We start from the raw sequence: 19,129 nt of genomic DNA on the forward strand, positions 1-19,129 counted from the left end.
TCAGCGCCTCCCCAGATAGACGTCGCGGACCATCTCGTCGGTCTCGATGTCATGGAAAGGGCCGCTTCTTAGCCGGCGCCCCTGATGCAGCACCAATGTCTCGCAGTTCAGCGCGCGTACGAAGCGGATGTCGTGTTCGACCGCGACGATCGAGAATTCGCCCTTGAGCCGCAGCAGCATCTCGGCGGTCGCCAGCGTCTCCTGCGGCGTCATGCCGGCCGTCGGCTCATCGAGCAGCAGTAGCCTTGGCTCGATCGCCAGCGCCATGCCGATTTCCAGCCATTGCTTCTGGCCGTGCGCGAGTTCGCCGGCCAGCGTGGCGGCACGGTTGGTGAGCGCGACGAGTTCCAGCAACTCACTGAGCGGGCGGACAGGCGCGGGCACGCCCCACCGCGCCACCTTGAGATTGTCTTCCACCGAGAGGCTGGGGAAGATCGACGGGATCTGGAACTTGCGAGCGATGCCGAGCCGGGCAATGCGATGCAGCGGCAGGCCAGCTATGTCGCGGCCGAGAAAACGCACGCTGCCGCTGGTCGGGCGAAGCGTGCCGGTCAACACGTTGAGGAAGGTGCTCTTGCCGGCACCGTTCGGCCCGATGATGCAGCAAAGCTCCTTGTCGCGCACGGTGAGATTCAACGCCTCCAGCGCCTGCAACCCGCCAAAGCGGATGCCGACATTTTCGGCGTGGAGCAGGACGTCGCTCATTGCGCGCGCCTCCGGCCCTTGAACAGGCTCTTCAGCCGCGCGTAGATCGACAGGATGCCGTCCGGCAGGACAAAGACGATGATGACGAACACGCAACCGAGCAGCAGTGGCCACAGGCTCGGGTTGAAGCTGCTGATGGTCTGCTGCGCGCGCTGGATGAAGATGGCGCCCAGCACCGGCCCAAGCAGCGTGCCGCGCCCGCCGACCGCCACCCACACGATGACTTCCGTCGACAGCAGCAGCCCGGAAAGGTCGGGCGCCACCAACCCGGCCATGCAGACATAGAGGGCGCCGGCAAGTCCGGCGATGGCGGCTGAAAGAACGAAGGTGACGAGCAGCCGCAGTGGCGCGTTGTGGCCAAGGGCTGCCGCCCGGACTTCATTGTCCTGGATGGCGGTGAGCACCGTGCCCCAGCGGCCGCGGCTGATCGACCACAGCGCCAGCACCACCATCGCGACGATGGCCGCGACGAAGATATAGGAAGGCAGGTCCTGGCTGAGATCGACATGCAGTCCGCCAACATCGAACGCGATCGGCGGGATGCCGATCAGGCCGCTGTCGCCGCCAGTGACCGAGCTCCAGGAGACCGCGGCCTGCTGGCAGATGACGCCCATGGCCAGCGTCACGATGGTGAAATAGCTGCCGCGAATGCCGCCGAAGAACAGGAAATAGCCGATGATGGCGGCGACGAAGGCTGCACCTGCCACCGCCCCCATGATGCCGAGCAGGCTGCCGAAGGGTATGGCGTCGTTAAGCGTGACCAGCGCCATGATGTAGCCGCCGATGCCGAAGAAGGCAGCGTGGCCGAAACACAGGATGCCGGTGCGGCCCCAGAAGAAGTCGAGGCTGGCCGCAAACAGGCCGAAGATCAGCGCGTCGCGGATCACCGTGAGCTGATAGCCGTCGGCGAAGAAGGGATAGATGACGGCGAGTGCCACGCAGACGGCGAAGATCAGCAGCCAGTTGCGGTCCCGGGCGATCATCGCGACGCTCCGTTGAAAAGACCGTTGGGTCGCAGCCGCACGGCAACGATGGCGGCGAGCAGCACGATCGCCTGCGCCAGCGATGGCGAGATCTGGTAGTTCAGCACACTGGTCAGCCCGCCCACGAAGACGCTGCCGGCAACGAGGCCGCCGATCGAGCCGACACCGCCGACAATGACGACGAAGAAGGCGTTCGCGAGATAGTTCACCCCCATTTGCGGCAGCACGATCGCCAGCGGCGCGACCAGCCCGCCGGCGAGGCCGGCGATGGCAGCGCCGAAGGTGAAGGCGATGGCATAAGTGCGCCGCGTGTTGATGCCGACGCCTTCGGCCATTTCGCGGTTCTGGATCACGGTGCGGATGTCGAGCCCGAACGATGTCCTGCCGATCAGCAGGATGACGCCCAGCAAGGTCAGCATGGCTATCCCGATCAGGATCAGCCGGTAGGCCGGATAGACGGTGAAGAAGAGATCGAACGTGCCCTCGATCGGCGGCGTCACCGGCTTGGCGCCGAGACCGAAGGTCAGCTCCAGCCCTTGCTGCAGGATCAGGCTGACGCCCCAGGTGGCGAGCACGGTCGAGACCGGCCGCGAATAGAGATGGCGTATGATGGCGAACTCGAGGATGCAGCCGACCACGGCGCCGGCGATGGGGGCGGCCGCCAGCCCCAACCAGAAGGAACCACCCATGCTCTGGACGAAATAGACCGCGAAGGCGCCGACGGTGACGAACTCGCCATGCGCCAGGTTGGTCACGTTCATCAGCCCGAAGCTGATCGCCAGCCCGAGCCCGACCAGCATCAGGATGCTGATCAGCGTCAGCGCATTGAGGAGTGTGGTGACCAGAAAATCCATCGCGTCAGGCCGCGCTGGCGAGGCGTTGGCGCAAGCCCGCGAGCAGGCCCTCGGCGGCATCGATCACATCAGCCTGATGCGGCTGCAACTCCTGCCCGGCCCATTCGTCGATATGGTCCGACAATGGGTCGACCACTTCGGTGCGGTGATTGGCCAGCGTCTCGATGACGGCATGGCCGCAGAACGGTACATAGCCCTCCGAATAGCCGCCTTCATGGGTCATCATCAGGCGTCCCTGCGATGTCTCGGCCGCCAGCGCCACCATGCGCGCGGCAAGTCGCCGGAAGCATTCGCTGTTGAGCATCATGCGGCCGAGCGGATCGAAGCCGGATGCATCGAAACCCGAAGCGACGATGACGAGGTCCGGCTTGTAGGCGCGCAGCGCGGGGGCGACGATGCGGTCGAAGGTCGCTTCATAGGCGCCGGTGCCGCTGCCGGCGGGCAAGGGTATGTTGATATTGTAGCCTTCGCCTTCGCCCTTGCCGTTGTCGCCCAGCGCGCCGCGGCCGGTCGGGTAGAGATTGTCCTGGTGCACGGAAATGGTCAGCACCGACGGGTCGGAATAAAACACTGTCTCGGTGCCGTTGCCGTGATGCACGTCCCAGTCGACTACCGCCGCGCGGCCGAGCAGCCCTTCATGCTGCAGCCGGCGTACGGACACGCCGATGTTGGAGAACAGGCAGTTGCCCATGGCCTGGTCGGGCTCCGCATGGTGCCCCGGTGGCCGCGCCAGCGCATAGGCGTTGTCGACGCGGCCGGTCAGCACGGCACGCATGGCGGCGTAGGTGGTCCCAGCCGAAAGCAGGGCGATGTCGAAACTGTTGAGGCCGATCGGGGCCTGCGGTCCGGCAAAGCCGGAACCGCGTTCGCTGAGGGTGCGGATATCGTCGACATGGCGTTGAGTGTGCACGCGAAGCAGGTCTTCGATCGAGACGGGCTCGGGAATGATCGGCACCAGATGGCGCGCCAGGCCGCTGACCTGGATGAGGTTGTTCAGCCGACGCTTCGATCCCGGCGATTCCAGGTGTCGGCCGGGTTCCACGAAACGGCCGGGAGGCATCATGTCGGCGCTGGAGCCGGTGTCATGCCACATCAGCTGTTCGTGAAAAACGTAACCTGTCGCCATCCGCAGCGTCCTCTAATGCATGTCGCCCAAAAGTGACCTCGGTTTTGGGAGAACGACATGCATAAAAACAAAAGATCTAAAGCGCGTCGCATGAATCCGTTTCAACGCGATGCGCTTTAGAAACCAAGCGACGCTAGCAGGCTAACGATCACATGGCCCGACCCGAAAGAGGGGCTGTGCCTGGTATCTACGCCCCTCCTTTCGGAGGGGTAGGGACGCCAGTGGCGCCTTGCGCGGCGCGCACTGCCTGGACGCGGTTCGTTACCGCCAGCTTGCCGAAAATGTTCTTCAGATGCCACTTCACGGTGGTCTCGCTCACCGACAGGGCAAGCGCGATATCACGGTTGGACATGCCCTCGGTGAGATATCGCAGCAGTTCGGACTCGCGCTGGGTGAGTTGTTCTTTCTCGGCTGGTGCTGCCCGTTTGCGCGTCGCCACAGGCATCGTCTGCGCGGCGTCGATGATGCGCGTCGCATAGGCCGAGAGTGCCGGATCGGTTTTTGCCTGAGCCGCGCGCAGCCGCATCAGCCCTTCGACAACAGGCCTCCCCTCGTCAATGAAGGAGCGGATGAAGCCCGACGGCTGCGCAAGGCGCAGCGCGTCGAGCAGATAGCGATCGGCCTCGCGTTGGTCATGGCCGGCGCTGGTTGCCTTGGCGCGCAGGATAAGCGCCAGGATGTGGCGGCGCATGCGCCCACTGTTTTTTGTGCGCTCCGCAAGCGCGTCGAAGACCCTGGCCGCATTGGCATGGGATTTCTCGGCCGTCAGCAAGCGGCCCTCGGCAAAAAACTCGAACTCGTTGGCGGTGGTGATGATCAGCGAAGCCTCCGCCTCTTCGCTGCGATGCTCAGTCAGAAGCGCGCGCGCCTCGGCGTTGCGGTTCTGGTCCAGAAGCACGCGTATACGGTCATGCATGATCATCGATGCCAGGCGGCGGTACACCGTGCCGCGCACCCGCTCATAGACGCGCTCAAGCATGTCTAGCGCGGCTTCGGTGCGACCGGTCAGCTGCAGCACGCGGGCATAGGTGGGCACGCTGGCCAAGGGATAGACGATGACCGCCGCGCCCTCGATCAGCGGTCCGAGATTCTCGACCAGCGTCAGCGCTTCGCCTGACGCATTGGTTTCATAGGCAAGTTCGGCAAGCAGCGTTCCGGCCAGGGCCTCGGCATAGGAGTTTGCACCGATCCGCGCCCTGGCTTCGATGATCGCGTTGCGCAACAACCGTTCCGCGGCCGGCAAACGACCGGCCGAGCGCTCGATGACGGCCATGTAGCAATTAGCGATGGTGACGCCGAGCAGGCTGCCGCTTCTCTCATGCGCCTTGCGCGCCGCGTCCACCGCCGCGCGCGCGCCTTCGAGGTCACCCAGAGCATAGAGATTGTAGCCGATGACATTGGCCGTTGCGCCCTCCATGAACCAGGCGTCAGGCGCGATGACGCGCAAGGCCGCGAGTGCGGAGTCGCGCGCCTGCTCGAACTGTTCCAGCGTGCTGTGGACGGCGGCGGCGAGGACGGCGAGTTCGGCCTCGATTGTGGTACCGGTCAGCGTGCCGGGATCCTTGCCGTCAGTCGGTCCGGTTTCGACCAGCTTGCGCGCATTGGCAAGCGTTTGCCCGGCAATCTCCGGCTGGCTGCTGTGCACCGCCAGCCATAGCACGACCAATTGCAGCCGGATGCGCTGGTCGATCAGTTTCCTGGGCAGCAGCGCCAGCAACTGGCGCACATAAAGCAGCTGGCATTGGGCGATCAACTCGAGCGCATTGTTTTCGACGAACACCGCCGCGCGGGCCTGGTCGCCGGCGGCAAGCGCATGCCCGATGGCCTCGGTCAGCATCCTGCGTTCGCCGAACCATTCGGCGGCGGCCAGATGCAGCGGTGCGATCATCTCGGGCTCACGGCGCTCCATTTCGCGGCTGAGGAAGTCGCGGAACAGATGATGGTAGCGGAACCAGCGGCGCTCCTCGTCGAGCGGCACCAAGAACAGATTGCGGGTCTCGATTTCGGTGATCGCCGCCTCGGCGTCCGCTGCCCGCATCACCGCTCGGCAGGCCTCGGCGCTGAAGCGTTCGAAGATCGAACTGTGGAGCAGGAATTTCGCGATCGCCGGCGGCAGTTGCAGGAACACTTCCCCCATCAGGAAGTCGGCGACATTGCGGTTGGCGCCGGTGAAATTGCCGATGACGGTCTCCGCCGCATGCGCGGCACCGAGCGACAGCGAGGCCAGTTGCAGGCCGGCGGCCCACCCTTCGGTGCGGGAGCACAAGGTTTCGACCGTGCCGCTGCTGACGCTCAAGCCTAGCTTCTCGTTGAAGAAGGCCTCGGCTTCCGAAGAGGCAAAGCGCAGATCGTCTGGGCCGATTTCGAAGACGTCGCCAAGCACCCTGAGCTTGCCGAGTTGCAGATCGGGCAAGCTGCGCGAACCGATGACGAAGGCGACGTTGGCGGATGCCTGCCGGGTCAGGCGCTCCGTGAACCGCTTTACCGCCGGTGCCTCGATGGCGTGATAGTCGTCGAAGAACAGGGTGATGTCGGCGTCGCGCGCCGCAAGCCCCGCGACAAGTGCCGCGAGCACGACATCGAGCTGCGGAATCGGGCTCGACTGGAAGGCCAGGTCGAGTTCGGCCGGGTTCTGGACCAGATGGCGCAGCGCTCCGACTAGGTGCGAGAGGAAGGCGCCCTCGTCATTGTCTGTTACCTCGCAGGACAGCCATGCGGTTAGCCGGCCCAGACGCCCGACTTCCGCGGCCCATTGCGCCATCGTCGTCGACTTGCCGAAGCCCGCGGGCGCGGCGAACAGCACGATCCGCGTATCGACGTGCCGCTTCAGCGTCGACAGGATGGTGTCGCGGCGGACCCATCGGCGGTGAGACGCGTGCGGTTGCGGAGGTGTTCTCATCTAGCTCTGCGCAACCCAGCGGTTCTCAGAGGGCTCGAAAGCGCTCCACTCCGTTTCGATAAGCGGAATTTGCGGCGCGGCATCGCGCGGCAAGGTTCCCTTCAATCGGGGATCGTCGACGATCTCGAACCCGGTGGCGAAAGGCACGAAGCCGCAGGCGCTGTAAAAGCCGATGACACTGTGGTGGTCGAAGCTGCTCGTGTGCAGCCAGATACGGCCTGGGTTGAGACGCCATGCAATATCGAGCGCACCGGCCATCAGCCGCTTGCCGAAGCCCCGACCGGTCAGTGACGGGAACAGGCCGAAATAAGTAATCTCGATCTCGTTGCTGTCGGCGACGAAGAATTCGACCATGCCGAGATGGACGCCGCTTTCATCATGGCCGTAATAGAGATGCTGGCGGGGGTCGGCGAAATGCTCCGATATCTCGGCGTCCGACATTTCGGACACACGGTCCCACAGCCACGGTGCGCCGATTTGCAGGAATATCTCCCGATAGGAATCGCAGTCGGGCATCATGATCCGGCTCATGGTCAATGGCCGCGCCAGACCGGGTTGCGGCGCGCGCGCCTCCATCCACGTCACCGCATTGGCGAGCTTACCCGCTGGCAGGCGCCGGTAGCCGACGGCGAGATCGGTGATTTCGACAGGCATCGTGTCTTCGGTGATCAACGCATTCCTCTTGATGTCTGCCGATAGCAGTAACGGCTTGTGGCCACTGATGCCAACATGCCGAATATGCTGACAAGAGACGAACAGGCCTGGACCGGATTTTTGCCAGCGCTGTCTCTTGCGTTTCATGAAAATGGCATATGAGATATGATACACCATCCAGATGAAAGTGAAATACGATGCCTGAGCGGATTGCGGACAAGGCGATTTTAAGCGCGGTCGATGACGGCTTCGCGCAACAGCTTGTGTTCCTGGCTAACCTCGTGCGCTTTCCCTCGCAGCGCGGTGAGGAACATGCAGCGCAGTCTTTCATGGCTGCCGCATATGAGGCCGACAGCTACGCGGTCGACATGTGGCGTGTCGACGTTGACGCGATCCGCGACCTGCCGGGTTTTTCGCCCGTGGCGGTTTCCTATGACGATGCCTTCAATGTCGTCGCTACCCACAAGCCGAGAAACGCGACCGGTCGCTCGCTGATCCTCAACGGCCATATCGATGTCGTGCCGACGGGACCGCTCGACCGCTGGGTCCGCGACCCCTATGATCCGGCGATCGAGGACGGCTGGATGCATGGCCGCGGCGCTGGCGACATGAAGGCCGGCCTGTCGGCATGCCTCTATGCGCTGACGGCCTTGCGCAGCCTTGGCTATCAGCCGGCCGCGAATGTGTTCCTGCAGTCGGTCGTCGAGGAAGAGTGCACCGGCAATGGCGCGCTCGCTTGCCTGCAGCGCGGCTACCGGGCCGACGCTGCCTTCATTCCCGAACCGCTGGAGCCGAGGCTGATGCGGGCGCAGGTCGGGCCGATCTGGTTCAGGGTCGAGGTCGACGGTGATCCGCAGCATGCGTCGGGTGCCTTCTCCGCTGGCGCCAATGCCATCGAAAAAGCCTTCGTCATCATCCAGGCGCTGAAGCAGCTCGAAATCGTCTGGAATGCGCGCAAGGTCGACGACAAGCATTTTTGCGATCACCCGCATCCCATCCGCTTCAATCTCGGCAAGATCGAAGGCGGCGAGTGGACATCGAGCGTTCCGGCGCGCTGTGTCTTCGAGATGCGTGTCGCCACCTATCCCGGGCAGAAGCTCGAGGATGCCAGGGCCGAACTCGAGGCCTGCATCGCCGATGCGGCGCGCGCCGACCCTTTCCTGGCCAATCGCCCGCCCAAGTTGACCTACAATGGCTTCATGGCCGAGGGCTATGTGCTGGAGGGTGCCGACGAGATGGAAGCCGTGTTGCGACGTAGTCATACCGCCGTCTGGGGCGAGCCGCTGCAGGAGCATGTCACCTCGGCAACGACGGATGCGCGCTTCTTCGGCCTCTATGCCGACACGCCGGCCATCGTCTACGGCCCGATCTGCCGCATGCCGCACGGCTATGACGAGGCCGTCGATCTCGACTCGGTGCGCAAGGTCACCCAGACCATCGCTCTGTTCATCGCCGACTGGTGCGGTCTTGAACCCATCGATCCGGAGGCCAGGCCGTGAACGCGGTCGTGCCCGATGCTTTCGGCGAAACGCTCGCCGAGGACGCGCCTGACGTTTCGATTGCCGACGCGCTTGGCATCCTGCGCCAGCACTACGGGCTGACAGGCACCGCGCATCCATTGCCTGGCGAACGCGACCACAATTTTCACATCCAGACGGACGGCGAGGGCGAGTTCGTCCTGAAGATCTCACATCCGGCGGAGGAGGCCGGCTTCACCGATTTCCAGAACAAGGCGCTCGACCATATCCTGGCGGTCGACCCCACTTTGCCGGTTCCCTCGGTGCGCAAAAGCCTTGGCGGCGAAGCGCAGTTCGCTGTTAGCGTCGATGGCTCGGCGCCGCGCATCATCCGGCTGGTGACCTATCTGCCCGGCCAGTTGCTTTCGCGCTCGCCGACGTCAGCGGCGCAGGACCGCAATCTCGGCATCTTCCTTGCTCGCCTCGGCCTGGCACTGCGCGGCTTCTTCCATCCGGCCGCCGGCAGCGACCTGCTCTGGGATATCCGCAAGGTCGCCAAGACGCGGCCGATGATGGCCGATATCGCCGATGCCCGTCACCGCGCCATGGTCGAGCGCGTCATCGACGCCTTCGAGGAGCATGCGGCGCCCATCATCCCGAAGCTGCGCGCGCAGATCGTCCACAACGACATGAATTCCTACAATGTGGTGATGGACGCTTCGCGGCCGGAGGTCGTGACCGGCATCCTCGATTTCGGCGACATGATCCACTCGCCGCTGATCTGCGACCTTGCCATCGGCGCCGTGTACCGCTGGCCTGCTGAAGGTCATCCGCTGGCACCGGCAGCGCGCTTTGTCGCCGGCTATCAATCGGTGCAGCCGCTCGAGGCGGAAGAGATCGGCATCCTGTTCGACCTGATCCGTGCCCGGCTTGCGCTCATCGCCAACATCGCCAGCTGGCAGGCGGAACGGTTCCCGGCCAAGCGCGACTATGTCCTGCGCCTCATCACCGAGGTCTGGGCGTCGCTCGAAAGGCTCGACGGCCTGTCGTCCGATGACGCCCGCCGCTATTTTCTCGACCATTCCAATTCGGAGTAGATGCTCGTGTCCCAGTCCTCGCCGTACCCCGTAAATGCGTTCACCGATGCCAGTGTGACGGCATCCGAGCGCGCTTTGCTTGAACGCCGCGCCAGGCTGCTCGGGCCTACCTACCGCGCCTTCTACCGCAACCCGATCCACCTGGTGCGCGGTAGCGGCGTCTGGCTCTACGATGCAGGAGGGCGCAAATTCCTCGATGCATACAACAATGTCGCCTCGGTCGGGCACTGCCATCCGCGCGTCGTCGAGGCGCTGTCGGGGCAGGCCGCCACGCTCAACACGCACACCCGCTACCTCAGCGAGATCATTCTCGACTACGCGGAAAAGCTGCTCGGCACCGTTCCGGCCCATCTCGGCCACGCCATGTTCACCTGCACCGGCAGCGAGGCCAACGACCTCGCCATCCGCATTGCCCAGCATTCCAGCGGCGGCACCGGCGTGATCATCACCGACTTCGCCTATCACGGCGCCACGATCGCGACCGCGCAGCTGTCGCCGGCGGCTGTCGGGGCAAAGGGCGTGCCCGCCCACCATCGGACGGTGGCAGCGCCGGACACGTTTCGCGACCATGGCCGCGCCGCGCATGATTTCGCGGGGAATGTCGCCGCCGCCATCGAGGACATGCGCGCGCAGAATATCCGTCCCGCGGCGCTGCTTCTCGACTCGGCCTTTTCCAGCGACGGCATCTTCTTTCCCGATGCGACCGTGATGCGCGAGGCGGCGGATCACGTCAGAAAGGCGGGCGGCATCGTCATTGCCGACGAGGTCCAGTCCGGCTTCGGGCGGCTTGGCCAGGGCATGTGGGGTTTCGCCAATTATGGCATCGAGCCCGATATCGTCACGATGGGCAAGCCGATCGGCGACGGACATCCGATGGGAGCCGTGATCGTGCGGCCGCAGCTTGTTTCATCCTTCGGTTCGAACACCGGCTACTTCAACACATTCGGCGGCAATCCGGTCGCTGCCGCCGTCGGTATCGCCGTTCTCGAGGTGATCGAAGGCGAGGGGCTGATCGAGAACGCGCGTGACGTGGGCGCCTATACGGGGGAACTGCTGCGCGCCGTGCAGGCCCGGCAGGGCATGGTCGGTGACGTCAGGCATAACGGCCTCTATTTCGGCGTCGAACTGACGGCGGAGGGTGATGACGCCTTGGCCGCAAGCAAGACGTCAGCGGTCGTGGAAGCCATGCGCGAGGATGGCGTGCTGATCTCGTCGTGCGGTCCGCGCGGCAATGTTCTGAAGATCAGGCCGCCTCTGCCCTTTGCCAGGGACAATGCCGAGCAACTGGCCGAGACGCTCGATCGCGCCTTGTCGAACTGGTGACCTGAGCGCGCGCGCATGCTGAAGCTCGAGCATCAAACCCTGAACGACCGGGCCTATGGCGCGCTCAAGCAGGAGCTGATTTCGGGCAGGTTCAGCCCTGGCCAGGTGTTGGTCATCCGCAAGCTGGCCGAGACGTTCGGAACCTCCACGACGCCGATCCGGGAGGCGCTTCAACGGCTTGTCGCGGAGCGGCTTCTCGAGATGAAGAACAACCGCTCGATCATCGTGCCCCTGCTCTCGGCCTCGACCTTCGAGGAATTGACGCGGATTCGCATTGCCGTGGAAGGACTGGCGGGCGAGATGGCCGCGAGCAGGATGACGGAAGGCGCGCTGACAGAGATCAGCGCGGCGCTTGCCGGCATGCGGAAGGCTGTCGAGAGCGGAGACGCCAGAGCCTACCTGACGCTCAACGAGCACTTCCATTTTATCATCTATCGGCAAGCCGGCGCGCCGATCCTGCTGAACCTGATCCGTGATCTGTGGGGCAGGGCAGGGCCTTACCTCACGCTTCTGATGGAAGCCGACAGCTATATCGCGCGGTCGAACGATGCGCACAGCAAGATCGTCGCTGCTCTGGAGCAAGGCAATGGCCCTGCTGTCCGGGTTTCGATAGACAATGATATCCGTGTGGCGGCGGCGGTGCTTGTCGGCATCCTGCCCAGGATGGGTTGAATGACCCCGTCCGGGAAACGAGGGACAAACCAGACCGCGCCCTGAGTTGAGACGTGGCGCCGTCCGTCTCATAATTGCGAGCCTTGGTCTGCCTCCACGAGACCCTCGAAATGCTCGCCTGCGGGCGGGCTGCGCGGTTGGGGTTCAGGGGGGATCAGCCGTGCCAGTAGGAGCAGCGGATGACGCTGCAGAAGTTGCCGCGGTGGAAATGCGGCTCCTTGTCGGCGATGACGTCTGCCTTGACGTTGCCGAAGGAGGTGTCCGGCTTGTGCTTGATGCCGTCGTAGAAAGCCTGGATGATGTCTTCCTTGAACCGCGGCGTGCGCGGGAAGGCTTTCACCACCGCATCGCGCTCGCCGTCCGAATAGTCCTTGTAGGTGAGACCGAGCACGTCCATCTCGACGCCGGCGGTCACCAGCGCGACGACGGGATGCATGTGGACAGGCACGCCCGGCGTGGTGTGCAGCGCGATCGCGGTCCAGACCGTATAGGCGTCCGCCTCGGGGATGCCGTGGCTGCGCAGGAAATCGCGGGCGGCATGCGCGCCGTCGACCTCGAACCGCTCGTGCTGGCTGCTGTGGCTCGGCATCAGGCCGATGTCATGGAACATCGCGCCGGCGTAGAGCAGTTCACGGTCGAATTTCAGCCCCCGGTGCACCCCAGCGAGCGCGCCGAAATGGTAGACCCGGCTCGAATGGTTGAAGAGCAGGTCGGTTTCGGTGTCGCGGATATACTCGGTTATCGCGCGCGCCAGCTTGCTGTCGGGTATGGCGGCCGTTTCGACGATCTTTATCATGCGTTTCTCCTGCGGTTTTTGCTCGTCAGGACGGTAAATCCGGGCTACATTGTCTGCAATTGTCGTAACACGACGAATACAGACAAATCCGGGCCAAGACGGACGCGAACATGAATGTGGAGGCAAAGACGGTTGTGATCGTGGCACTTCCCGGTGTGCAGCTTCTCGACGTGTCCGGTCCCCTTGACGTGTTCGCTGAGGCAAACGTGCAGGCCGGCTATGCGACGTATCGGCTGCTGGTGGCGGCGGGGGAGCCAGGGCCGATCAAAAGCTCGTCAGGCGTGCGGCTGATGCCTGATGGGATCATCGACCGCGATATCGGGGAGGCGATCGACACGCTTCTCGTTGCCGGATGCCCGAATGCGGCAGAGGTGCCGGCTGACGGTTTGGTTGTCGACTGGCTGCGACGCAGGGCACCAGCCGCGCGACGCTTCGGATCTGTTTGCAGCGGCGCGTTCTTCCTGGCCGCCGCCGGCCTGCTCGACGGCCGCAGGGTGACGACCCACTGGGCGGTCGCGGAGCAGCTGGCGCTCAGATACCCGACGGTCATTGTCGATCAGGACGCGATCCATGTCAGCGACGGCCAGCTCAGGACAGCGGCGGGCGTGACAGCGGGCCTCGATCTGGCGCTGGCTCTGGTGGAAGAGGATCTCGGGCACGAGATCGCGATGAAGGTCGCGAGCCAGCTCGTCATGTTCTTCAAGCGCCCGGGCGGACAGATGCAGTTCAGCCGCAAGGGCGAAGCCGTGCCGGCGGGCCGCGCGGCACTCCAGGAGCTTCAGCGTTGGGTGGCGGCCAATCCCGCGCTCGACCACAGCGTCGCCAGCCTCGGCAAGCGGATGGAGCTAAGCCCACGCCATTTTGCGCGGCTGTTTCGAAGCGAGGTCGGAATCACGCCGGCGACGTGGGTCGAGGAGGTCCGTGTGAACGCGGCTCGCCAGCTGCTGGAAATGGGCCATGAACCGCCGAAACAGGTTGCCGCGCATTGCGGGTTCGCCGACGCCGATACGCTGCGCCGTGCGTTCACCCGCCAGGTCGGAGTCACGCCCGCCGAGTACCGGAAGCGGTTCGCACGCATCGCCGCGTAGCGCCATGATCGTTGGTGGCAGCCAAGCGTCGACGCGATAGCTGACTGTCCCGCACCTTGCCTGATGAAGGTTATCGCGCTCACTCAAACTCGACGCGGCTGGTTTCCTCGCGAATGGACTTCAGCACTCTTGCCTGAAGCTCCAGGACATCGCGGTCATGCTGTATTCCGGTCGGCCTCGGCCTGGCGGAAGGCACGGTAATGCACTCCTTGATCCGCCCAGGGTTGAGACCCATGACGAAAATGCGATCGGACAGGTAGACGGCCTCCTCGACGTCGTGCGTGACGAAAATCACGGTGAGGCGATGCTCCTGCCAGATCTGCATAAGCAGTTCCTGCATCTGGCCGCGGGTGAGGGCATCAAGCGCCCCGAACGGCTCGTCCATCAGCAGCATTTTCGGGCGGTATGACAGGGCGCGAGCGATGGCCACCCGCTGCTTCATGCCGCCGGAGAGCTGGCTCGGAAAGCGGTCGGCAAAGCGGGAAAGCTTCACCAGGTCGAGGTGCTGGCGCGCCACCTCGGTGATGTCCTTTGCGCCATGTCCGGTCTCGCGCAGCGCGAATTCGACATTCTGCAGCGCGGTCAGCCATGGCAGCAAGGTGTAGGACTGGAAGACGACGCCACGGTCGCGGCCCGGCCCGGTGATCGGCGTGCCGTCGACGAGCATCTCGCCTTGCTCGAAATCCTGCAGGCCGGCGATGATCGACAGCAGCGTGCTCTTGCCGCAGCCGGATGCGCCCACAAGCGACACGAACTCGTTGTCGCCGACTTCGAGATTGATGTCATCGAGCACCTTGATCCGCGACCGTCCCGCCGAGAAGGATTTGTCGAGATGCGAGATCTTGAGCTTGGGCAGCGTCTGCATGTCAGGACTTTCTCTCGTACTTGAAGAAATGCCGGCCAAGGAAACGCATGACCTGGTCGGTCGCGAGGCCGAGGATGCCAAGCACCAGGATGTAGCCGATGGCCATGTCGGTCTGCAGGTAGCGCTGGGCAACGGTGATGCGGTACCCGAGCCCTGAATTCGCGGCCACCAGTTCGGCCAGCGTCACCCAGGTCCACGCCCAGCCGAGCGAGATGCGAAGCGTGTCCCAGATCTGCGGCATCGCCGAGGGCACGACAATGCGCATCAGCACGCGCAAGTCGCTCATGCCCAAGGTCCGTCCGAATCCGACGAAGTCGGAAGGAACGCGCTTGATGTTGTCCTTGAACATCAGCGCCTGCTGGAAATAGGTGCCGATCCAGATGATCAGGAATTTCTGGGTATCACCGGTGCCGCTCCACAGGATGGTCAGCGGGACGAACGCCACGACAGGCATGTAGCGAACGAAGTCGAGGAACGGCTCGATCGCCGCTTCCCAGAAACGATAGGCGCCGATCAGGATCGCGGTCGCCAGCGCCATCACCGACGCAATGAGAAAGCCGACCATGATGCGGTAGACGCTGTTGCCGATATCGCTTGCCAGCGTGCCATCGGCGGCCAGCGTCGCCAGCTTGGCGACGACGGCGAAAGGCGAAGGCAGGAAGATGGGCCTTGCCATGCCAAGCCCGGTCGCCAGGAACCACGCCGCGATGAAGAGCACGAAAGCGCAGATGGCGATAAGCAGGTATCTCGGGCCGGAAATCTCCGCGGCCATGTTCAGCATCGACTTGTGCCGGCCGCGATGTTGCGTCGTCTGCTTCGGGACCGCTTTGTCTGTCTGCGTGGTCATCGTCATCTCGCTCACGGGCCTCTGGAAGGGCTGCTGTTCGACAGGATACGGTCGCGTATTTCGGAGACCGAATTCGCATGCGCCGCAAAGCCCTCGTAACGGGCGAAAGTGCGGGCAGCGGGCGCCAGCCGTTCATAGGCCGCCTTGGAAAGATAGGCTATTGACGAGCGTTTCATGAAATCGAAGACCGCCAGCGGCGACGCGGTGTTGGCCCGGCCGCCGGTCGGCAGGACATGGCTCGGCCCAAGCACGAAATTTGCAATCGGAATTGCCGAATGCGGACCAAGCAGGATTTCACCTGCGTTCCTGATCCTTGGTAGCAGCTCGAAAGCGGAGGTCGACAGCACCGAGAGATGCTCGGCGGCATAATCGTTGATGAAGTCGAAGGCTGCCTCGACCGAGGGCGCCAGCACGATGCCGCCGTTCTGGCCGCCCAGCACGGTGCGGGAAAAATCAGCGCGATAGTCTCCCATCATCGACCAGAAATCCGGCACGGCGGCGGCGATGGCTTTCGCCAGCGCAGGGTCGGCCGTGACCACAAAGGCGGATGAATCGGGGCCATGTTCCGATTCAACGGTGAGTTCCAGCGCGGCAAGTGCCGCCGGAACGGTACTGTCGGCATAGACAAGCAATTCGCTTGGACCGGCCGGGCTGCCCGGATCGATCCGGTTCGACAGAAGCTGGCGCGCGGCGCTGACCCAGGGACTGCCAGGCCCAACGATCTTGGCGCATCTCGGCACGGTCTCGGTGCCATAGGCGACCGCGGCCACCGCCTGTGCGCCACCGCACAGATAGATTTCATCGACCCCGATCAGGGACGCGATAAACCGCGTTGCCGCGTCGGCCGAGCCGTCTGGCCCCGGCGGCGTCACGATGATCACGCGTGCGACGCCGGCCACCTTGGCGGGCACCGCGGTCATGATCGCGCTTGACGGGAAGAACCCCTTACCGCGCGGCACGTAGCAAGCGACGGAATCGATCGATGTCCAGCGGTCGCCGATCAGCGCTCCCTGGGTCTCTTCGCTAAGCCAGAGCTGGTCGGGCATTTGCGCCTGGTGAAAGCGCGTCACCTGCGCCACTGAAAGCCGTATGGCCGCAACGATCTCCGAATCGAGTTCCTGCTCTGCATTGGCGATCTGACTTTCGGGCACTCTCAATGCGGAACTGTCCATGGTCACGCCATCGAACCGCGCGGCGCATTCGGTCAAGGCGCTATCGCCCTTTGTCCGCACCGCCTCGATGATGGGCTCGACCTTCTTGATGTAGCTTGCGAGATCCGTCTCGGTGCGCTCGAGCAATCGCACCCGGGCATCGGACGACATCTTGCTCAACTCGTGAATTGCTACAGGTGACATACTAAATCCTTCGCGTTGCGATCGATCGCCTTCAGGAGGCGACGCGTGCGGCAAGCCAGCCGCCGTCGATGTTGAGAATATGCCCGGTGATGAATTGGGCGTCGTTGCTGCATAGGAACAGGATGCCGCCGGCGACATCCTCTGGCGTTCCAACGCGCCTGATGGGAGTGGTTTCGATCATCGCCCGCCGGTACCAGGCATCCGAAGCGATCCGCTCGGCGACGATCGGTGTGTTGATGACGCCCGGCGCCACGCCGTTGACGCGGATGCCATCCGCCGACAGGTCGGACGCCAGCTGACGCGTGAGCTGCGACAGCGCGCCCTTGGATGCCGCATACGCGGCAGTGTTGGGAAAGCCGACTTCGCCGAACACCGAGCAGACATTGACGATGCAGCCGTCCGGTCTCGTGATATGCGGGAGCATGTCGCGCGTCAGGCGCATCACCGCGCGGATGTTGATGCCCATGACGTGGTCGATCAGCTCGTCGTCGCTTTCCGCCAGTGCTTTGGGACCAGCAACGCCGGCATTGTTGACGAGCATGTCGACGGTCTTGAAATGCGTCCTGGCGGCCTCCACGACCCGGGCCGGCGCATCGTCGTCGGCGAGATCGATCGTCAGCGTAGGATCTGCGACATTCGCCAGATAATCCGTATTCCAGTCGACGGAAAGCACCTCGGCGCCTTCCGCCTGCAAACGCCTGGCGGTTGCGAGGCCGATGCCGTTGCCGGCCCCGGTCACGATTGCGGTCTTTCCCTGAAATCGTCGTTCCATCGCTGAGCTTTCTGTCGCGGGCGGACCTAGATCGTCTGCCCGCCATCGATCGTGAATTCGGAGCCGGTGATGTATTCACTGCCGGGCGAGGCCAGAAACGCGACAAGCCTGGCGATCTCGTCGGGCCTGGCGAGCCGGTTCAGTGGCACTGACGCCGTCATCTTCGTCAGGTTTTGCGCCGTGTTTTCACCAAGCATCGGTGTGTCGACCAACCCGGGATGCACGGCGTTGACACGGATGTTGCGGTTGGCAAGTTCACGCGCCGCGACCTTGGTCATGCCTCGTATCGCCCATTTCGAGGTCGAATAGGCGAATGCACCGCTGAACCCTCTCAGCCCGCCTGTCGAACAGACGTTGACGATCGCGCCGCCTTGCGCCGGCATCAGAGCCGCGGCGGCACGCATCCCCAGGAACGTGCCGATCTGGTTGACGCCGGTGACGGCCTGGAATCCGGCCACGCTTTCTTCCAGGAAGGGGACCGGATTGAAGATCGCCGCATTGTTGACCAGGGCGTCTATATGGCCGAACCGTTCGGCAACCATGCGCGAGATCCTGCTCCAATCCGCTTCGCTGGAAACATCGAACGATGTCGACAGGATATGGCCGGCATCGGTGGCCTGTTCGCTGACGCCGGTGAACGACCTGTCGAGAGCAATGACGGTGGCGCCGTTTGATGCCAGCAGCGTCGCGATGGCCGCGCCGATCCCGCCAGCCGCACCGGTGAGGATTGCCGTCTTCATCGGGACAGCCTGTTGTCGCCCGCGTCGGCTGGCAGCGACGGCGAGCGGCCCGTCCGCCATTGCCGCACATGGTCCCGGCAGGTGGTGAAGCCGGCGCGCTCATGCGATGCGACATGGCTGATGAATTGCTCGAGCATCAGCAGCCGATGGCCGCGTCCGATGATCTGCGGGTGCATGGTCACCACCATCACCCCGCTGCCAATCCTCTGATACAGGAAGTCGAATTCGGCCTTCCAGATCTCAAGCGCCGTCGACGGGGCGCGGCCGCCAGCCAGGTAACCCTTGTCCGTCGCCAGAAACTCGAACTGCGGGAAGTCGTCGAGGTGCCATGCAACGGGCAGCTCAACAAGATCGACCGGGATGCCAAAGCGGAATTCTTCCGTGGTCGACCACGAATCGCCGATACGGCACCAATAGGGTTCGTGGTCGTTCCCCATCATCGAGCTTTCATACTCGAAGCCGAGTTCGAGCAGCAGTTCGATGGTGGACGGGCTGTTGTCCCAGGCAGGCGAACGATATCCGCATGGCCTGACGCCCGCGACCTTGTCCAGCGCCTCCAGGCCTCTCAGCAAGACCGTGCGCTCCTCCTCGCGCGTCAGCAGGACCGGGTTTTCATGGACCCAGCCGTGATGGCCGATCTCGTGGCCGGCATCGCGAAAGGCGCGGACCACCGGCGGGAATGCGAGAGCGGAATGGCCGGGGACAAAGAAGGTTGCCGGGATGCCGGCCTGCTCCAGCACCTTCAGAACGCGGCGCGCTCCGATCGGATCGAATTCTCCGCGCGACAGCATGCTCGGCGACGTCGCATTGTGGCTGCCGATCCATGTCGAATAGGCGTCGAAATCGAAGGTCAGAGCGACTTGAACGTCGGCAACGGCCATACGCTGGGCTTCCCT

At 63.9% G+C, this 19,129-nt stretch carries 18 protein-coding genes; 5 read left to right on the forward strand and 13 right to left on the reverse strand.

What is annotated here, in order from left to right; translation table 11 throughout:
• The 6 genes from ABVQ20_RS31950 to ABVQ20_RS31975 all read right to left on the reverse strand — a co-directional run bounded on the left by ABVQ20_RS31950 (position 1) and on the right by ABVQ20_RS31975 (position 7,239).
• Positions 1 to 705, reverse strand: coding sequence for an ATP-binding cassette domain-containing protein (locus ABVQ20_RS31950; RefSeq protein ID WP_354463678.1), 705 nt, complete (start codon positions 703 to 705; stop codon positions 1 to 3).
• Positions 702 to 1,688: a branched-chain amino acid ABC transporter permease gene (locus ABVQ20_RS31955; RefSeq protein ID WP_354463679.1), complete on the reverse strand. Its 987-nt coding sequence runs from the start codon at positions 1,686 to 1,688 to the stop codon at positions 702 to 704. Before ABVQ20_RS31955 ends, ABVQ20_RS31950 begins: the two co-directional genes overlap by 4 nt.
• On the reverse strand, positions 1,685 to 2,542 hold the full coding sequence (gene urtB, locus ABVQ20_RS31960; protein WP_354463680.1) for an urea ABC transporter permease subunit UrtB: 858 nt from the start codon (positions 2,540 to 2,542) through the stop codon (positions 1,685 to 1,687). The genes ABVQ20_RS31955 and urtB overlap by 4 nt, the downstream gene beginning before the upstream one ends.
• A 4-nt stretch (positions 2,543 to 2,546) precedes the next feature.
• A complete protein-coding gene (locus ABVQ20_RS31965) occupies positions 2,547 to 3,668 on the reverse strand; it encodes a class II histone deacetylase (RefSeq protein ID WP_354463681.1) in 1,122 nt (373 codons plus the stop codon).
• A 187-nt stretch (positions 3,669 to 3,855) separates the two neighbouring features.
• Positions 3,856 to 6,567: a winged helix-turn-helix domain-containing protein gene (locus tag ABVQ20_RS31970; protein ID WP_354463682.1), complete on the reverse strand. Its 2,712-nt coding sequence runs from the start codon at positions 6,565 to 6,567 to the stop codon at positions 3,856 to 3,858.
• Positions 6,568 to 7,239, reverse strand: coding sequence for a GNAT family N-acetyltransferase (locus ABVQ20_RS31975; RefSeq protein WP_354463683.1), 672 nt, complete (start codon positions 7,237 to 7,239; stop codon positions 6,568 to 6,570).
• A 179-nt stretch (positions 7,240 to 7,418) separates the two neighbouring features.
• On the opposite strand from ABVQ20_RS31975, the gene ABVQ20_RS31980 reads away from it, so the two are divergent.
• From ABVQ20_RS31980 to ABVQ20_RS31995, 4 genes are read left to right on the forward strand one after another with little or no spacing between them, the layout of a single operon-like run.
• Complete coding sequence (locus ABVQ20_RS31980) at positions 7,419 to 8,720, forward strand: ArgE/DapE family deacylase (RefSeq protein ID WP_354463684.1); 1,302 nt, start codon at positions 7,419 to 7,421, stop codon at positions 8,718 to 8,720.
• Positions 8,717 to 9,775 (forward strand): phosphotransferase, encoded by a 1,059-nt coding sequence (locus tag ABVQ20_RS31985; RefSeq protein ID WP_354463685.1) that lies wholly within the window; start codon positions 8,717 to 8,719, stop codon positions 9,773 to 9,775. Before ABVQ20_RS31980 ends, ABVQ20_RS31985 begins: the two co-directional genes overlap by 4 nt.
• Positions 9,776 to 11,098, forward strand: a complete 1,323-nt coding sequence (locus ABVQ20_RS31990; RefSeq protein ID WP_354463686.1) for an aspartate aminotransferase family protein — start codon at positions 9,776 to 9,778, stop codon at positions 11,096 to 11,098.
• 15 nt (positions 11,099 to 11,113) lie between these two features.
• Entirely contained in the window at positions 11,114 to 11,770 is a 657-nt protein-coding gene (locus ABVQ20_RS31995; protein WP_354463687.1) for a GntR family transcriptional regulator, read from the forward strand.
• Between the two features lie 154 nt (positions 11,771 to 11,924).
• Here ABVQ20_RS31995 and ABVQ20_RS32000 read toward each other — a convergent pair whose 3' ends face one another.
• On the reverse strand, positions 11,925 to 12,566 hold the full coding sequence (locus ABVQ20_RS32000) for an HD domain-containing protein (RefSeq protein ID WP_354463688.1): 642 nt from the start codon (positions 12,564 to 12,566) through the stop codon (positions 11,925 to 11,927).
• Between the two features lie 110 nt (positions 12,567 to 12,676).
• On the opposite strand from ABVQ20_RS32000, the gene ABVQ20_RS32005 reads away from it, so the two are divergent.
• A complete protein-coding gene (locus tag ABVQ20_RS32005; RefSeq protein ID WP_354463689.1) occupies positions 12,677 to 13,654 on the forward strand; it encodes a GlxA family transcriptional regulator in 978 nt (325 codons plus the stop codon).
• A 79-nt stretch (positions 13,655 to 13,733) separates the two neighbouring features.
• Here the strand turns inward: ABVQ20_RS32005 and ABVQ20_RS32010 are convergent, their stop codons facing one another.
• The 6 genes from ABVQ20_RS32010 to ABVQ20_RS32035 are packed head-to-tail and all read right to left on the reverse strand — an operon-like array spanning position 13,734 to position 19,114.
• Positions 13,734 to 14,519, reverse strand: a complete 786-nt coding sequence (locus tag ABVQ20_RS32010) for an ABC transporter ATP-binding protein (RefSeq protein ID WP_354463690.1) — start codon at positions 14,517 to 14,519, stop codon at positions 13,734 to 13,736.
• Between the two features lies 1 nt (position 14,520).
• Positions 14,521 to 15,372, reverse strand: a complete 852-nt coding sequence (locus ABVQ20_RS32015; protein ID WP_435528468.1) for an ABC transporter permease — start codon at positions 15,370 to 15,372, stop codon at positions 14,521 to 14,523.
• Between the two features lie 5 nt (positions 15,373 to 15,377).
• A complete protein-coding gene (gene hisD / locus ABVQ20_RS32020; protein WP_354463691.1) occupies positions 15,378 to 16,721 on the reverse strand; it encodes a histidinol dehydrogenase in 1,344 nt (447 codons plus the stop codon).
• A 31-nt stretch (positions 16,722 to 16,752) separates the two neighbouring features.
• Positions 16,753 to 17,493: an SDR family NAD(P)-dependent oxidoreductase gene (locus tag ABVQ20_RS32025; protein WP_354463692.1), complete on the reverse strand. Its 741-nt coding sequence runs from the start codon at positions 17,491 to 17,493 to the stop codon at positions 16,753 to 16,755.
• 26 nt (positions 17,494 to 17,519) lie between these two features.
• A complete protein-coding gene (locus tag ABVQ20_RS32030) occupies positions 17,520 to 18,233 on the reverse strand; it encodes an SDR family NAD(P)-dependent oxidoreductase (RefSeq protein ID WP_354463693.1) in 714 nt (237 codons plus the stop codon).
• Positions 18,230 to 19,114 carry a polysaccharide deacetylase family protein gene (locus ABVQ20_RS32035; protein WP_354463694.1) on the reverse strand — a complete coding sequence of 295 codons (885 nt, stop codon included), beginning with the start codon at positions 19,112 to 19,114 and terminating at the stop codon, positions 18,230 to 18,232. The genes ABVQ20_RS32030 and ABVQ20_RS32035 overlap by 4 nt, the downstream gene beginning before the upstream one ends.
• Positions 19,115 to 19,129 lie beyond the last annotated feature (15 nt).

Origin of the sequence: Mesorhizobium shangrilense (genome assembly GCF_040537815.1) — a bacterium.
Classification (GTDB): Bacteria; Pseudomonadota; Alphaproteobacteria; order Rhizobiales; family Rhizobiaceae; genus Mesorhizobium; species Mesorhizobium shangrilense.

Excerpts from the sequence above, each read along its gene's own strand:
- ABVQ20_RS31950 (WP_354463678.1), bottom strand. The coding sequence starts at position 705 with ATGAGCGACGTCCTGCTCCACGCCGAAAATGTCGGCATCCGCTTTGGC.
- ABVQ20_RS31955 (WP_354463679.1), bottom strand. The coding sequence starts at position 1,688 with ATGATCGCCCGGGACCGCAACTGGCTGCTGATCTTCGCCGTCTGCGTG.
- urtB (WP_354463680.1), bottom strand. The coding sequence starts at position 2,542 with ATGGATTTTCTGGTCACCACACTCCTCAATGCGCTGACGCTGATCAGC.
- ABVQ20_RS31965 (WP_354463681.1), bottom strand. The coding sequence starts at position 3,668 with ATGGCGACAGGTTACGTTTTTCACGAACAGCTGATGTGGCATGACACC.
- ABVQ20_RS31970 (WP_354463682.1), bottom strand. The coding sequence starts at position 6,567 with ATGAGAACACCTCCGCAACCGCACGCGTCTCACCGCCGATGGGTCCGC.
- ABVQ20_RS31980 (WP_354463684.1), top strand. The coding sequence starts at position 7,419 with ATGCCTGAGCGGATTGCGGACAAGGCGATTTTAAGCGCGGTCGATGAC.
- ABVQ20_RS31990 (WP_354463686.1), top strand. The coding sequence starts at position 9,776 with ATGCTCGTGTCCCAGTCCTCGCCGTACCCCGTAAATGCGTTCACCGAT.
- ABVQ20_RS31995 (WP_354463687.1), top strand. The coding sequence starts at position 11,114 with ATGCTGAAGCTCGAGCATCAAACCCTGAACGACCGGGCCTATGGCGCG.
- ABVQ20_RS32000 (WP_354463688.1), bottom strand. The coding sequence starts at position 12,566 with ATGATAAAGATCGTCGAAACGGCCGCCATACCCGACAGCAAGCTGGCG.
- ABVQ20_RS32005 (WP_354463689.1), top strand. The coding sequence starts at position 12,677 with ATGAATGTGGAGGCAAAGACGGTTGTGATCGTGGCACTTCCCGGTGTG.
- ABVQ20_RS32010 (WP_354463690.1), bottom strand. The coding sequence starts at position 14,519 with ATGCAGACGCTGCCCAAGCTCAAGATCTCGCATCTCGACAAATCCTTC.
- ABVQ20_RS32015 (WP_435528468.1), bottom strand. The coding sequence starts at position 15,372 with ATGACGATGACCACGCAGACAGACAAAGCGGTCCCGAAGCAGACGACG.
- hisD (WP_354463691.1), bottom strand. The coding sequence starts at position 16,721 with ATGTCACCTGTAGCAATTCACGAGTTGAGCAAGATGTCGTCCGATGCC.
- ABVQ20_RS32025 (WP_354463692.1), bottom strand. The coding sequence starts at position 17,493 with ATGGAACGACGATTTCAGGGAAAGACCGCAATCGTGACCGGGGCCGGC.
- ABVQ20_RS32030 (WP_354463693.1), bottom strand. The coding sequence starts at position 18,233 with ATGAAGACGGCAATCCTCACCGGTGCGGCTGGCGGGATCGGCGCGGCC.
- ABVQ20_RS32035 (WP_354463694.1), bottom strand. The coding sequence starts at position 19,114 with ATGGCCGTTGCCGACGTTCAAGTCGCTCTGACCTTCGATTTCGACGCC.